Origin of the sequence: Deefgea salmonis (assembly GCF_020531905.1) — a bacterium.
Taxonomy (GTDB): Bacteria; Pseudomonadota; Gammaproteobacteria; order Burkholderiales; family Chitinibacteraceae; genus Deefgea; species Deefgea salmonis.
Genome location: NZ_JAJAWG010000001.1, coordinates 156,813 through 171,081, shown reverse-complemented (window position 1 = coordinate 171,081; position 14,269 = coordinate 156,813). Strand labels below are relative to the sequence as shown.

Sequence of the window (14,269 nt, the reverse complement as noted above, 5' to 3'; positions counted from 1 at the left end):
GGAGCTGGGAATGAGTCATTATCAATACCATGTGTTTTTCTGCCTGAACCAGCGCGAACCCGGCGAGCGACAATCGTGCAATAGCTGCGGCGCCGATCAACTTTGGGCCTACGCCAAAGAGCGCGTTAAAGCGCTCAAACTCAATGGCGATGGCCAAGTGCGGATTAACAAAGCCGGCTGCCTTGAGCGCTGCGAAGAAGGGCCGGTCATTGTGATTTATCCCGAAGAAACTTGGTATACCTATATCGACAAAGACGACATTGATGAAATCGTCAACGAGCATTTATTGCATGGCCGTATTGTTGAGCGACTACTGATCCCGCCGCGCAGCCAAACTGCCGAGTAATGAGCTACGGTGAAGGCATGCGGAATTACACATGTCTTCACCCTTTGCCACCATTGACCGTCATCCTTTGATCTACGCTGCAATTGACATCGACTTTAGCGGCAAAACAACGCCGCCTTTGCGAGCAATCAGTAAAAATAATTGATGTATCTACCTCAAGACCAACCTCAATAAGCGCCCCATGACCATACCCAGTAAAGCACCTAGTTTCGAACCCATCAATATCGCGGGCCCAGCGGGTCGCCTTGAATGTTTACGCCTTGATGCCGCCACCGAAACGCCGAGGGGCATCGTCTTGGTAGCGCACCCCAACCCCACTGAAGGCGGCACCTTTAATAATAAAATCGTGCATACGTTGGCCAAAACACTGTCGCGACTAGGATATATTGCCTACTGCCCAAATTTACGCGGCGTGGGTGAATCCGAAGGCAGTCATAGCTACGGGGAGTTTGAACCGGACGATATGGCCGCTGTGCTGGCTTTTGCCCGCAGCCAGCACCCTGAATTAACACGCATTACCTTGGCTGGCTTTTCATTTGGGACGTATGTGCAAAGCTGCTTACGCGCGCGCCTCAGTGATGACGAAATCGAAGGGATGATTTTGATTGGCCCAGCAGTCAGTCGCTACGCCTTCCCCAATGTACCCAAAGGCACTTTAGTGATTCACGGCGAGCAAGATGAAGTCATTGCGCTCGAAGCGGTCTTGAACTGGGCACGTCCACAACAGCTACCGATTATTGTTGCGCCGGGGGTTGGGCATTTTTTCCATGGCCGCCTCACGCAACTGGCCGACTTAGTCCACGCCGCTTGGCGTTAGTTAAATCAAGCCATATGTTAGCCAGTGAATTTATCCCGCCCAGCTTACTTATAAGTAGTAATTTAGTGGCGCTCTGGTTATTGCAACGCGCAGCGCGGCAAGTGGCTTGGTCGGCGCTCACACCAGTTGAGATTCGCAGCTGGCTGGCTTACACCATTGCCGTTTTAATCGCTTGGCAGCTGCAAGTGAGCGTCAATCCGGGCATTGAGTTTCATTTATCCGGTGCAACTTTACTGACCTTGATCGCTGGGCCATGGCGAGCGCTCTTGGGCATGGCGGCATTATTGATCATGACTGCGGCTTTTTCACCACAAACTCAAGACGCATTCAGTGGCCTGGGCCTCAATTTATTGCTCAACGCAGCGCTGCCTATTGCGTGCACGCAAGGCTTATTACGCCTAGCTCAAAGCCGATTGCCGCATAATTACTTTATTTTCATTTTTATCAATAGCTTTGCAGCGGCCGGGCTGAGCATGCTGATACTGGGAATCAGCCAATGCGTTTTACTCGTCACCTTGACGATTTACTCCAGCGATTTTGTGCTCAATGCAGCGCTCCCTTTTTACTTTTTAATGGCATGGCCAGAAGCTTTCATCACCGGATTGACCATTAGCTTACTCGTTGTGTGGGCTCCAGGCACAGTGAGCAGCTTTAACGACCGGCAATACCTGCGCAAACCGTAATCTTCTGCTAAATTGGTTGCAAGCAACCAGCAAAAGTACTCGTTGACATGCGCCAAATCCGCACTGATCTAAATTTAATTTTTATCGCGATCGTGACCATCGTGCTTACGGTGTCAGGGGCGTTTTCCTATTACCGAACGCAAGCACAATTAGAGCATGAGCTCAGTGAATTTAAGCAATCACTGACCATTCAATTGCAAAATGTACTTCCCGGTGTGATGTGGAACTTTGATGACCAGCAATTGGCACTCATTTTAAATGCGGAAATGCGCTCCCCCGACATTCACAGCATTGAAATATTCAGCACCGATGCGTTTGTTACAGGGCGAATTCGAGAAAACAATAAAATCACCACCCTCAACGCGCCCATCACTCAACTCGGGCCCGAAACAGACACCACTGAAATTTATTATGAAAAGAAAGCCATCGGCAAATTAGTCGTCACGATTTCTCGGCAAAGAATAGACCAACTACTTAGACAAATGGTGCTAGAAAAAATACTCGAGATTGTCCTGCTTGATGCTTTACTCATGCTGACACTCACGACAGTTTTGCAGCATTTTGTCATTAGTCCCCTTTCGTTACTGGGCAAAAAGCTGAGTCAAGCGGCCAATTCGGATAAAGATTTAGAATCAATCGAATTGCCGAACAATCCGTATAAAGAATTTTCGGTTTTAACCGATGGCTTTGGCCGGATCATCAAACGTCTCAAAGAAGATGTGGCCATTCGCAGCCAAGCCGAGCAACAAATGCGCACCGCCAAAGAAGATGCCGAAACAGCATTAGATCAACTCAAAGACGCGCAAACCAGCTTAATTCAATCCGAAAAAATGGCATCATTAGGCGGCTTAGTCGCTGGCATTGCGCATGAAATTAACACCCCGGTCGGTATTATTCTCACCAGCGCCTCAGTTTTGCATGATGATTCGGTTTTATTCTCGGCCAAAGTCGAATCTGGCAATATGAAAAAGTCCGAGGTAGTCAGTTACAGCCAAACGGCAGAACAATCCTCGGCACTGATTATTAGCAATGCCGTTCGTGCCGCCGAATTAATCCAAAGCTTTAAACGCGTCGCGGTTGATCAAACCTCCGAAGCGCGGCGTGATTTTGAACTTAGCCAATACCTACACGAAACCGTCACCAGCATTAGTCCAGCGCTCAAGCACTCGCAGATTTCAATCTTGATTGATTGCCCAAACGAAATCGATATGGAGGGCTACCCTGGCGCGATTTCGCAAATCATCAGCAACCTCATAAACAATGCGGCACTGCATGCGTTTTCAGGTATTCCCAATTCGGGCGAAATTAAAAAACAAGTGCATATTATTGCCGAGCAACACCAACAAAACGTCTCACTCAAAGTCAAAGACAATGGTCAGGGCATTGATGGCAGCGTGATTGGCAAAATATTTGACCCTTTTTATACGACCAAACGCGCCAATGGCGGTAGTGGCTTAGGACTGAATATTGTATTTAATTTGGTCACGCAAACCTTAGGGGGCCATATCAACGTCGAGTCCATTGTTGACCAAGGCACGATATTTAGCATGACCTTCCCCCTGATTGCCCCAAAACATAAAGAAACCAATGAGGCAAACGCCTAAACAACACCCCACCTCATCCTGACTTATGCAGGCAAAAACACCAGCGGCATTGGTGAAACCGTTAATTTTGGGTATGCTTGCGCCTTTTGCAACGAGTTCACCCCATGACTGCCACTCAAACCGGACTGCCCTACGCCCTTCTTGCCTACTGTCGACCCGGTTTTGAGCCAGAATGTGCCGAAGAGATTGCTGACCGCGCACTGGCACCAGGCCAATTTGAACGCGGCGATGGCTGGGTGGTTTTTACCCCAACAGAAAAAAGTGGCTGCCAAAAAGTTTTGCGCGACTTACTCGCGCTAAATTTGATTTTTTCACGACAAACACTGCAAGTTCATCAGCGCCTGAGTTTAGGCAGCAAAGATCGTTTAACGCCGATTGTCGACGCGTTAAAAATCCAAAACACCACCTTTAGCGATGTTTGGTTAGAGCACCCCGATAGCAACGAAGGCAAATCGTTGTCTGGATTTACCCGCAAATTTGGTGACTATGTTGCCAAAGCCATGACGGCCAATGCTTGGTTGCAACCACAAACATCTCGTCAACGTTTGCATTTATTTTTCCCAGCGCAAAATGAAGTCATGGTTGCTTCACGCCCTGTTCGCGCCACCGATTGGCTCAATGGCATTCCACGCTTACGGATGCCGTCTGACGCCCCTAGCCGCTCAACACTTAAAATGCTCGAAGCTATTTTAGTGTTGGTGGATGAGCCAGAACGCAAGTTTCGTGAAGGCATGACCGCAGTTGATCTGGGCGCAGCGCCGGGTGGTTGGACCTATCAACTGGTTGCGCGCGGTTTGAAAGTATTCGCAGTGGACAATGGCCCAATGAAAGGCAGCATGGACGGTCACCATCAAGTCAAACATGTACGTGATGATGGCTTTAAATATCGCCCGAAAAACCCCGTCGATTGGCTGGTTTGCGATATGGTTGAGCAACCGATTCGCATCGCCGATCTCATTGCCAAATGGGTGGCTTCTGGCAATGCCCGCCGCGCTATTTTTAATTTGAAACTGCCGATGAAAAAGCGCCATCTCGAAGTTGAAAAATGCTTTGCATTGATTGATCAAAAATTAAAAAAAGCCGATATCTCTTACAAATTAACGGCCAAGCAATTATTTCATGATCGCGAAGAAATCACTTGCTACCTGACTGCGGTTAAAGACTAAGCTAAGCTGACACGCCACAGCCTTGGACGACAGAATGTACTCTTACGCCAAGCTGTGGTACAACTTCCATTTTTTAGGGGTCAGTCTATGTTTAAAGAATTTCGTGAATTTGCCATGCGTGGCAATGTCATTGATTTGGCGATTGGTGTTGTGATTGGCGCCGCTTTTGGCAAGATTGTCGATTCATTGGTCAAAGACATCATCATGCCGCCGCTTGGCTTTTTGATGGGCAAGGTGGATTTCACTAATTTATTTGTCACCTTAGCTGATGGCAAAGTCGCAGGACCTTACCTCACGCTCAAAGCCGCGCAAGATGCTGGTGCGGTAACGATGAATTTAGGTCTGTTTTTTAACTCGCTTCTTAGCTTCATCATTGTGGCGTTTGCTATTTTTATGTTGGTTAAAGCCATTAACAAAATGAACCGCAGCAAGCCAGCGCCTGAGGCGACACCCGCCGTAACGCCAGAAGATATTATGCTATTGCGTGAAATTCGTGACGCGCTAAAAAAATAGGTATTTACAGCCAGCCCTTATTCACAAAGGCCTAGCGATAAATACCCATTATTAAAAAAACGCTGCAGCCAATTACTGCAGCGTTTTTTTAACGTTCAACGCACAGTGCAACACCCATACCACCGCCAATACACAGCGTAGCCAAACCGCGTTTTGCATCACGGCGAACCATTTCATGCAGCAAAGTCACCAACACACGGCAACCGGATGCACCGACCGGATGGCCCAGGGCAATCGCACCGCCATTGACATTGACTTTACTCATATCCCATTTCATTTCACGCGCCACACCCAAAGCTTGCGCTGCAAAGGCTTCATTGGCTTCAATCAAATCCACGCTATCTAAATCCCAACCGGCACGCTTAAGTGCAGTTTGGCTGGCCAAAACCGGCCCCATTCCCATAATCGTTGGATCAACACCGGTACTGGCCGAGGCACGAATTGCTGCCATTGGTTTTAAACCCAAGGCATCAGCCCGCTCACGCGTCATCAACAATACGGCTGCTGCGCCATCATTAATGCCCGATGCATTGCCAGCGGTTACCGTACCGGCTTTATCAAAAGCGGCACGCAATTTAGCCAAAGACTCGGCCGTGGTAGCTGGTTTAATAAACTCATCTTGATCAAAAATAACTGGGTCGCCCTTGCGCTGCGGGATACTCACCGGCAAGATTTCATCGGCAAATCGCCCAGCCGCTTGCGCTGCAGCCGCGCGTTGCTGCGAAGTCAACGCCAAAGCGTCTTGCTCTTCACGGCTAATTGCGTATTTTTTAGCAATATTTTCAGCCGTTACGCCCATATGGTATTGGTTGTAAACATCGGTCAAACCGTCATACACCATGCTATCAATTAGGTTGGCATTCCCCATCCGAAAGCCATCGCGGCTACCATTGAGTAAATGCGGTGTTGCGCTCATATTCTCTTGACCACCGGCGATCACAATCTCGCTATCGCCAGCCAAAATCGCTTGCACGCCCAATGCTACGGCCTTCAAACCAGAGCCGCACACCTGATTAATCGTCAAACCAGGTACCGCATCGGGCAAGCCGGCAAGTCGAACCGACTGACGCGCTGGATTTTGTCCCAAGCCTGCGGTTAATACATTACCTAAAATCACTTCACTGACTTGCTCGGCGGCCAAACCCGTTTTAGCCAGCAAGCCACGAATCACCGTAGCACCCAATTCAGGTGCCGAAACTTTGGCCAAAGCGCCAGAAAAATTGCCTAGCGCAGTACGATATGCGGCAACAATAACAACCTCTGTCATACAAAACCTCGTTAATTTAAATAATTTGCAAGTAAGTTTGTAAGTCAATACATAAGAAAGAAGCAAGGCCAATCGCCTTGCTTCTTAGAAAAATCAAATTTAAACCACACGTGCCTTCACGTAGCGGCCAGGTGCGGCCTCAATCATTTTAAATTGCGCATTGCCGAGTTTTTTGGCCGCAGCGATTTGCGAACCCGATTGCGGCGCAAGCCAAGCACTCCAATCTTGCCACCAGCTACCTGGATGAGACTCGGCTTGTTCTAACCAAGTATCGGCGTCTTGATCGGTATTTTCATTGACCCAATAATTACGTTTATTGGTCGAAACAGGGTTAATCGCACCGGCAATATGCCCAGACGCGCCCAAAACAAACCGTTTTGGGCCTTGCAAAATTCGATTACTTAAATATGCCGAATGCCAAGGCACGATATGATCTTCTCGTGCGGCAAAAATATATGCGGGGACTTTAATTGACGTTAAATCAATCGGTGTACCACACAAACTAAATGAATTAGGTTTAGTTAGATTGTTTTCTAAATACATATTGCGTAAAAAGAAAGTATGCATCGGCAGTGACAAATTAGCCGAATCACTATTCCAATACAACAAATCAAATGGCGGTGGATTTTTACCTTTAAGATAATTATTCACCACGTAATTCCAAATTAAATCATTTGAGCGCAGTGCAGAGAATGTTTTAGCCAATTCTTTGCCGTCAATCACCCCTTCCACTTGAGACTCACGTTGACGGATTAAATTCCAATCAATGAAATGCTTAATTTCACCCGGATCAGTATGGTCAAGCATCACCGTCATCAACGTAATCGACTCAAACCAATCCAAGCCACGTGCTTGCAAGACTGGCATCGCCGTGGTCAATAATTCGCCGCCAATACAAAAAGACAAGGCATTGATTTTTTCAGCTTTACTAATTGCTCGAACCACTTCAGTGGCTTTAATCACGCCCGACTCAATATAGTCATCCCATTGCAAATGGCCTTGATTAGCTTCAATTGATTTCCACGACATTAAAAAGGTGCTGTAGCCTTGGCTTACAACATAAGCGACCATTGAATTGGCCGGCTGTAAATCCATAATGTAATATTTATTTACACAAGGCGGGATAATCAATAAAGGTCGGCTATACACTTTAGCGGTGGTTGGCGTGTATTGAATGAGTTGAAATAATTCATTTTCAAAAATCACTTCACCCGGCGTCATCGCCAAATTCTCACCAATGGCAAATTGGCTTTCATCGGTCATCGTAATCGCGCCCTTTTGCATATCGGCCATGAGTTTTTTCATGCCTTCTTGCAAACTTTCGCCTTTCGTTTCTAGCGCTAATTTCATTACTTCTGGATTAGTAAATGCAAAATTAGTCGGACTCATGGCATCTAAATACTGCCGCGTAAAAAATGCAGCCTTTTCTTTACTGGCCTCGTCGCTATTGGCAGCGCCAACCATGTCAAGCAACCATTTAGACGTGACTAAATAATTTTGGCGAATATAGTCAAACAGTGGTGCATCCCATTCTGGCGAATTAAATCGACGATCATTTTTTTCTGTCTCAGCCACTTTAGCCGCAGGCTTAGCACCAATCAGGCCCAGCCATAAATCGAGTTGCTGCTGATAAAACTGCGATTGCGACCCCAGCCATGCGCAATGCACTGGGCTCATTTTTTGTGCCAAATCATTCATCGCATGCATCGAATCAACTGACTCAGCATTGGGCTGCGAATTCACCCAGTTTTGGGTCCACTGGCGATGCGCTTCAGTAATTTGCTGAAAAAAATTGTCCATAGCGGGGTTATTTAACACAGTGTATTGCTCCGATTTTATTCTGCAGATTAATTGACACGGTCTATTTTATTGCAATGCAACATTATCCCAGTCTAACAAAGTTTGCAAGCTTTGCTACTCCTCAGTTGTTGCTTTGAAAAAACACCACTACTACTTGATTTAACATGACATTTTTCAATCTATTCAGTAAAATAAATTACCGATTACTAATGCACAGCCCGAATAGGTTGGGGAAGATTGATGTCTAAGCTTATAAATTCATTATGTGTGCTGATTAGTGCCAGTGTGATTGCCTACACCCCGCTTGCTTACAGCGCAGAAAAAACCAAAGAAACGCCGTCAAACAGCGCAAAAAAGTCCACAACAAAACCCAAAAAAACCACCACTACCACGCAAAAAAAAGCATTAAAAACAACAGACTCTAACAAAAAAACCACTAAAAACAGCAGTGTCAAAAATAGCAAATCGAATCAATCCAAAGTCACCTATACCAGCCGTAAATCTAACGTTTCAAAATTGGCGATTGCCAATGCACGGCAAGATGTTCAAGTGACGCGCACCATTGCCGCGCGCATGGATGCCAATAATCCCGGCGTACAATCGAGTGGTGTATTGGTATTAAACCAACAATCGGGCGAAGTTTTATACGAAAAAAATGCCGATAGCATTATTCCAATTGCATCCATTACCAAATTAATGACGGCGATGGTCGTGCTTGATGCACATTTACCACTCAATGAATTAATTAGCATTACCGAAGCGGATATCGATACGCTTAAAAATACCAGTTCCAGATTGTCTGTTGGTACCACTTTAACGCGAGGTGAGATGCTCCTTTTAGCGTTAATGTCATCCGAGAACCGAGCTGCATCGACACTAAGCCATCACTTTCCTGGCGGCAAAGACGCATTTGTTCGTAAGATGAACGAAAAAGCGCAACAATTGGGCATGCGTAATTCACGTTTTTATGACGCGACCGGCTTAACGCCGAGCAATGTATCTTCAGCGCGTGAATTGGCCTTAATGGTCAAAGCGGCGCAGCGTTATCCTGAAATTCATCAATTCTCAACGTCAAGCGAATATACCTTTGCCTCCAATAAAAATGGCAGCATGCTGACTTTTCGCAATACCAATCCTTTAGTGAAAGATAGCGATTGGGATATTGGCGTTTCAAAAACGGGTTTTATTAATGAAGCGGGTCGCTGCATTGTGATGCAAGCCATGATTAACAATAAGCCGGTCATTATTGTACTGATGGATTCGAGTGGTAAATACACCCGTATTGGCGATGCACAGCGCATTCGAAAATGGATGGAAACCAGTCCGCTGGCTAAATTACGCGCCGGTTAATTTTTATTTCAAAAAAAAGCACCAATTTTATATTGGTGCTTTTTTACTTTGTAACACAACAATAAATCAAAAGACTAACACCGAGCGACCGATCATTTCTGCTTTAACGGGCAGGTATTCAAGCCCAATAGTCGATACAAAGGGCAATAGCGAAATATCCCCGTCGCTAAAGGCACAATGCCAATCCAGCCCCAAACACCAATCCAGCCCAATAGCGCCGCCAAGATTAATCCGCCACCAACGAGCACCCGCAAAGTACGGTCCAAACCACCGACATTCATGATCCTTCTCCTTCAGTTTATAAAAACTGCTGCAACCACGCTTTAAATTGTCCTGCCGACAAAGCACCCGACATTCGTTCCAATTCCGCGCCCTTTTCGATGACCAACAGCGTAGGAATACTGCGCACTCGATATTGCTGCCCTAAAGCAGGCTGCGCCTCAGTATCGACTTTCACAAATAACAATTGCCCTGCCATGGCTGCTGCCGTTGCCGCAAACGTAGGGCCAAAGGTTTGGCAAGGGCCGCACCAAGGCGCCCAAAAATCAATCACTACCGGCCAAGGACTGTGTTTTAAAATGAGCGACAAATTCTCATTCGTAGCCGAAATCGGTGCGCCGGACAGCAAGGATTGATGGCAAGCACCGCATTGCGGCTGCTCACTCAAGCGCTCAACCGCGAGCTTGTTTTTGGTTTGGCAATGCGGGCAGGCCAGAATTAAACTCATTTTTATTCCTTAAATTATGTTTAACGGAATTTTTAAAAATTGTCGTCCCAGCTCGTCCGCTGGCGGCAAACGCCCAGCGCGAATATTGACTTGAATCGAAGGCAAAATTAAGCTTGGCACAGCCAGCGTGGCATCCCGCGCTTGGCGTAATGCCACAAACTCGTCGCAACTTCGCGCCAATGGCAAATGGATATTTTGCGCTTTTTGTTCGGCAATACTGCTTTGCCACTGATATTGGTCTCGCTCAGCGGGCAGATAATCATGACAAACAAACACCCGTGTCGCATCAGGCAATTGATACAATTTTTGCACCGAATGGTAGAGCGTTGCCGCGTCGCCGCCGGGAAAATCACAGCGCGCGGTGCCCACGTCGGGCATAAAAATCGTATCCCCAACAAAAACCGCATCGCCAATTAAATACGCCATATCAGCAGGGGTATGTCCAGGAACAGATAATGCCTTTGCGCTCAAGCGGCCTATACCCCATTCTTCATCGGCGGCGAACAAATAATCAAACTGGCGACCATCGGTTTCAAACTCAGATTCTAAAGCAAAAATAGGTTTGAATATTTGCTGTACCTGTTCAATCCCCTGCCCAATAGCGATCTTTCCCCCAACTTGTTGTTGCAGCCAACCCGCCGCCGACAAATGATCGGCATGCGCATGCGTTTCCACAATCCAATCCACGGTGAGATTAAGCGATCGCGCTGCGTCGACCATTTTTTGCGCCAAGCGGGTGGCCGTTCGACCCGATTGGAGGTCAAAATCGAGTACCGGATCAATGATTGCGGCGTGACCACCGGCAAGATCGTAAACCAGATAACTAAATGTGCAGCTCGCCGAATCAAAAAAAGGCCGAACCTGCGGAATCATGCGTGACATGGCCACCCCAATAAAATAGTTTTACATATAATATGTTTTTATATATTATAAAGTCAAATCTTCTTTAATGGCGCACCACAATGGATCCACACGCAATGAATGCCATGCGCATTGCGGTTTCGCAAGCAACGCAAACCCTCAAAATCTTAGGCAACGAAGACCGGCTGTTATTGCTGTGCCAGATGGTCACCGGCGAAAAATGCGTCTCGGACTTTGAAAATTTACTCGATATTCGCCAACCCACCCTGTCACAACAGCTGAGCGTGCTGCGTAATGCTGGATTGGTGAATACACGCCGTGACGGCAAACGAATTTATTACTCGCTCGCCAGCCAAGAAGTTCAGCACCTCATTAAAGTTTTGTACGAGCTGTATTGTCCTATCGACCTTGGCCACACCCCTTCGGAGCCTTCGCATGCAGATTGATTATGCAAACTTTACTCCGTTGGCCTCATTGGCTGGCGGCGCTTTAATTGGCTTATCGGCAGGCTTACTGATCTTGCTCGCGGGCAAAATCGCTGGCATTGCGGGTATTTTGGGCGGCTTAGTGAATCGATCTCCCGATCGCACTTGGCGAGCCTTATTTGTATTGGGCTTACTGATTTCGCCATGGCTTTGGCAGCTGTTTGCGCCGCTACCGTCTTTAACCATGGTCACCTCAATACCCGGTTTGATCATCGCCGGCCTGCTGGTCGGCATCGGCACCCGCTACGCTAATGGCTGCACTAGCGGGCACGGTATTTGTGGACTATCACGGTTTTCATTGCGCTCGCTAATCGCGGTACTGACCTTTATGAGTAGCGGCTTTATCAGCGTTTACCTGATCAAACACCTTCTTTAGGCGAATTATTCATCATGAAATTAAATCTCCTTGGCCTCATCACCGGCCTTATATTTGGACTGGGGCTGTTATTAGCGGGCATGGCCAGCCCAAGCAAAGTACAAGGCTTTCTCGACATCACCGGTTTATGGGATCCGAGCTTGGCCTTTGTCATGATCGGCGGCATTAGCGTGGCAGTGATTTTTTTTACGCTGGCCAAAAAACGTCAAACTACCCTCCTCACGCATGAAGCAATGAAACTACCCAACAACCAGACCATTGACGCTCGACTCATTCTGGGCAGCGTCGCCTTTGGCGCGGGCTGGGGCATTGCAGGTATCTGCCCCGGCCCCGCTTTAGTGGCCGTCGGTGCGGGCTCAATCGGCGGGATTATTTTCTTTATCGCCATGTGGGCAGGTATGAATTTATTTGAACGGTTGCAAACACGATGAAATGGCCCATTTTAACTTGGCTGCCCAACTATCGCCGTGAGCAAGCCTATGGCGATTTTGGCGCCAGCATTATTGTGGCTTTACTACTGATCCCGCAAGGTTTGGCCTATGCGCAACTCGCCGGTTTACCCGCGCTAGCGGGTATTTATGCCAGCATTGCCCCCGTCTTGATCTATGCCTTATTGGGCAGCAGCATGACCCAATCAGTCGGGCCGATGGCGATCACATCGGCGATGGCCGCGACGGCATTGATGCCGCTCGCGCCGGTCGGCAGCGCCAGTTATATCGCATTGGCGGGCACTTTAACCTTGATTTCGGGTTTATTTATGCTGTCTTTTGGCAGTTTTAAACTTGGAAAACTCACGCGAATTTTATCGATCCCGGTGATTCAAGGCTTTAGTGCCGGCACGGCGCTCTTGATCGCGTTAACACAAATCGGCGCGCTACTGAGCGTGTCATGGCATAGCAGCAACCTGATTGATTGGCTTATCGCGGCTCCAGCGGCATTGCAACAACTGAACATCATCCCAACGCTTTTTGGCCTTGGTGGTTTAGCCCTATTGTGGGCCACTGGCGCACCAACAATCTCATTGCTACAGCGCCGGGGCACCTCATTAAAAACCGCGCAACTGATTAGCCGAGTTTTGCCTTTATTCGTGCTTATTTTTGCTGGCTTAGTGCTGCAATTTGGCCTGTCTGACCAGCCGCAAATCCATATTATTGGTGCGCTACCGAACGCGGGTTTTAGTGTCATTACACCGCAAATCACCGTCAATGCGCTTGAGCAGCTTTGGTTGCCTGCGCTGTTAATTGGTTTGGCTGGATTTTTACAAAGCATCACCATCGCACAAACCATTGCCGCTGAGCGCAATGAAAAAATCTCAGTCGATCAGGAATTTATCGCGCTCGGTGGCGGCAATGTGGCGGCCGCATTTGTTGGCGGCATGCCCGTCAGTGGCGGTTTTTCTCGCACCGCAGTCAATGCCAGTGCGGGCGCGCACACCCCGCTGGCCGGCGTAATGACGGCAGCGTGGATGTTATTGGGGCTGTTTTTTCTCAAAGACGTGATCGGTCTATTACCGCTGCCTTTATTGGCGGCGACCATTGTCTTGGCCACTTTAAAAATGCTCAGCCCTGCTTCTTTACGCGCAGCGTGGCGGATTGATCGCCGTGATGGCGCCGCTTGGCTACTGACCTTTTGCTGCGTCTTACTGGTCGGCCCCATCAATGGTATCGCCATTGGCGTGGGGGTTTCTTTATTGCTGTTTATTTTACGTACCAGCAAACCTCACCTTGCCGTCATTGGCCGCATTGCCGGCAGCGAGCACTTTCGTAATATGCGCTTTTTTAAAGTGGAAATGCCGGCTCGCATTGTGGCGATTCGAATTGATGAGAGTCTTTACTTTGGCAATTGCAATCAGGTGGTTGAGCAATGTGAGCGCTATTTATTGGATTACCCACGCGCCAAAGACTTGATTTTGGTACTCTCGGCGGTGAACGCCATCGACGTCAGCGCCATCGAAGCTTTACGTGATTTTCGTAAGGCGCTGGCGCAAAAAGGCATCACCTTGCATTTGGCCGAAGTCAAACGTCACGTCCAAAACACCCTGCAACACAGCGCCTTACTCAATGAATTAGCCCGACCGATTTTCCTATCCACCCATATCGCGGTTAAAACACTCAGCGAGCCAGCAGAGGAGGATTTCAGTATTTAATTGGGGCTTTATTTAAATAAGACGCGAATGGCATTCTGTCGCTGCGGCATGACATCAACAGCCAGTCAGATGTCTAAGCATTATTAACAATGTTCAGATTTGGTGTGGATGCTGTGCCGCGCTCGTCG

At 47.8% G+C, this 14,269-nt stretch carries 16 protein-coding genes; 11 read left to right on the top strand and 5 right to left on the bottom strand.

What is annotated here, in order from left to right; translation table 11 throughout:
• Nucleotides 1–10: 10 nt before the first annotated feature.
• The 6 genes from LG219_RS00735 (at nucleotide 11) to mscL (ending at nucleotide 5,129) form a co-directional block, all read left to right on the top strand.
• On the top strand, nucleotides 11–346 hold the full coding sequence (locus LG219_RS00735) for a (2Fe-2S) ferredoxin domain-containing protein (protein WP_226762640.1): 336 nt from the start codon (nucleotides 11–13) through the stop codon (nucleotides 344–346).
• Between the two features lie 181 nt (nucleotides 347–527).
• A complete protein-coding gene (locus tag LG219_RS00730) occupies nucleotides 528–1,163 on the top strand; it encodes an alpha/beta hydrolase (RefSeq protein ID WP_226762639.1) in 636 nt (211 codons plus the stop codon).
• A 14-nt stretch (nucleotides 1,164–1,177) separates the two neighbouring features.
• The gene (locus LG219_RS00725) at nucleotides 1,178–1,846 is read left to right on the top strand and encodes an energy-coupling factor ABC transporter permease (RefSeq protein ID WP_226762638.1); all 669 of its coding nucleotides are present in this window, start codon (nucleotides 1,178–1,180) and stop codon (nucleotides 1,844–1,846) included.
• A 101-nt stretch (nucleotides 1,847–1,947) separates the two neighbouring features.
• Nucleotides 1,948–3,450: a sensor histidine kinase gene (locus LG219_RS15495; RefSeq protein ID WP_226762637.1), complete on the top strand. Its 1,503-nt coding sequence runs from the start codon at nucleotides 1,948–1,950 to the stop codon at nucleotides 3,448–3,450.
• Between the two features lie 104 nt (nucleotides 3,451–3,554).
• Nucleotides 3,555–4,616 carry a 23S rRNA (cytidine(2498)-2'-O)-methyltransferase RlmM gene (gene rlmM, locus LG219_RS00715; protein WP_226762636.1) on the top strand — a complete coding sequence of 354 codons (1,062 nt, stop codon included), beginning with the start codon at nucleotides 3,555–3,557 and terminating at the stop codon, nucleotides 4,614–4,616.
• A gap of 87 nt (nucleotides 4,617–4,703) precedes the next feature.
• On the top strand, nucleotides 4,704–5,129 hold the full coding sequence (gene mscL, locus LG219_RS00710; RefSeq protein WP_226762635.1) for a large conductance mechanosensitive channel protein MscL: 426 nt from the start codon (nucleotides 4,704–4,706) through the stop codon (nucleotides 5,127–5,129).
• 88 nt (nucleotides 5,130–5,217) lie between these two features.
• Here mscL and LG219_RS00705 read toward each other — a convergent pair whose 3' ends face one another.
• On the bottom strand, nucleotides 5,218–6,396 hold the full coding sequence (locus tag LG219_RS00705) for an acetyl-CoA C-acetyltransferase (protein ID WP_226762634.1): 1,179 nt from the start codon (nucleotides 6,394–6,396) through the stop codon (nucleotides 5,218–5,220).
• A 99-nt stretch (nucleotides 6,397–6,495) separates the two neighbouring features.
• Nucleotides 6,496–8,196 (bottom strand): PHA/PHB synthase family protein, encoded by a 1,701-nt coding sequence (locus tag LG219_RS00700; protein ID WP_226762633.1) that lies wholly within the window; start codon nucleotides 8,194–8,196, stop codon nucleotides 6,496–6,498.
• Between the two features lie 240 nt (nucleotides 8,197–8,436).
• On the opposite strand from LG219_RS00700, the gene pbpG reads away from it, so the two are divergent.
• Complete coding sequence (gene pbpG, locus LG219_RS00695; RefSeq protein WP_226762632.1) at nucleotides 8,437–9,546, top strand: D-alanyl-D-alanine endopeptidase; 1,110 nt, start codon at nucleotides 8,437–8,439, stop codon at nucleotides 9,544–9,546.
• A gap of 92 nt (nucleotides 9,547–9,638) precedes the next feature.
• Here pbpG and LG219_RS00690 read toward each other — a convergent pair whose 3' ends face one another.
• The 3 genes from LG219_RS00690 to LG219_RS00680 are packed head-to-tail and all read right to left on the bottom strand — an operon-like array spanning nucleotide 9,639 to nucleotide 11,155.
• Nucleotides 9,639–9,827: a YgaP family membrane protein gene (locus tag LG219_RS00690; protein WP_226762631.1), complete on the bottom strand. Its 189-nt coding sequence runs from the start codon at nucleotides 9,825–9,827 to the stop codon at nucleotides 9,639–9,641.
• Between the two features lie 17 nt (nucleotides 9,828–9,844).
• Nucleotides 9,845–10,273, bottom strand: coding sequence for a thioredoxin TrxC (gene trxC, locus LG219_RS00685; protein ID WP_226762630.1), 429 nt, complete (start codon nucleotides 10,271–10,273; stop codon nucleotides 9,845–9,847).
• A 9-nt stretch (nucleotides 10,274–10,282) separates the two neighbouring features.
• Nucleotides 10,283–11,155, bottom strand: a complete 873-nt coding sequence (locus LG219_RS00680) for an MBL fold metallo-hydrolase (RefSeq protein ID WP_226762629.1) — start codon at nucleotides 11,153–11,155, stop codon at nucleotides 10,283–10,285.
• Between the two features lie 80 nt (nucleotides 11,156–11,235).
• Here LG219_RS00680 and LG219_RS00675 point away from each other — a divergent pair, with 80 nt between their 5' ends.
• Genes LG219_RS00675 through LG219_RS00660 form a run of 4 tightly spaced genes read left to right on the top strand, consistent with a single transcriptional unit; the run spans nucleotide 11,236 to nucleotide 14,141 of the window.
• On the top strand, nucleotides 11,236–11,580 hold the full coding sequence (locus tag LG219_RS00675) for an ArsR/SmtB family transcription factor (protein ID WP_226762628.1): 345 nt from the start codon (nucleotides 11,236–11,238) through the stop codon (nucleotides 11,578–11,580).
• Nucleotides 11,570–11,995, top strand: coding sequence for a YeeE/YedE family protein (locus tag LG219_RS00670; protein ID WP_226762627.1), 426 nt, complete (start codon nucleotides 11,570–11,572; stop codon nucleotides 11,993–11,995). Before LG219_RS00675 ends, LG219_RS00670 begins: the two co-directional genes overlap by 11 nt.
• 14 nt (nucleotides 11,996–12,009) lie before the next feature.
• Nucleotides 12,010–12,426: a DUF6691 family protein gene (locus tag LG219_RS00665; RefSeq protein ID WP_226762626.1), complete on the top strand. Its 417-nt coding sequence runs from the start codon at nucleotides 12,010–12,012 to the stop codon at nucleotides 12,424–12,426.
• Nucleotides 12,423–14,141 (top strand): SulP family inorganic anion transporter, encoded by a 1,719-nt coding sequence (locus tag LG219_RS00660; protein WP_226762625.1) that lies wholly within the window; start codon nucleotides 12,423–12,425, stop codon nucleotides 14,139–14,141. Before LG219_RS00665 ends, LG219_RS00660 begins: the two co-directional genes overlap by 4 nt.
• Nucleotides 14,142–14,269: the final 128 nt, after the last annotated feature.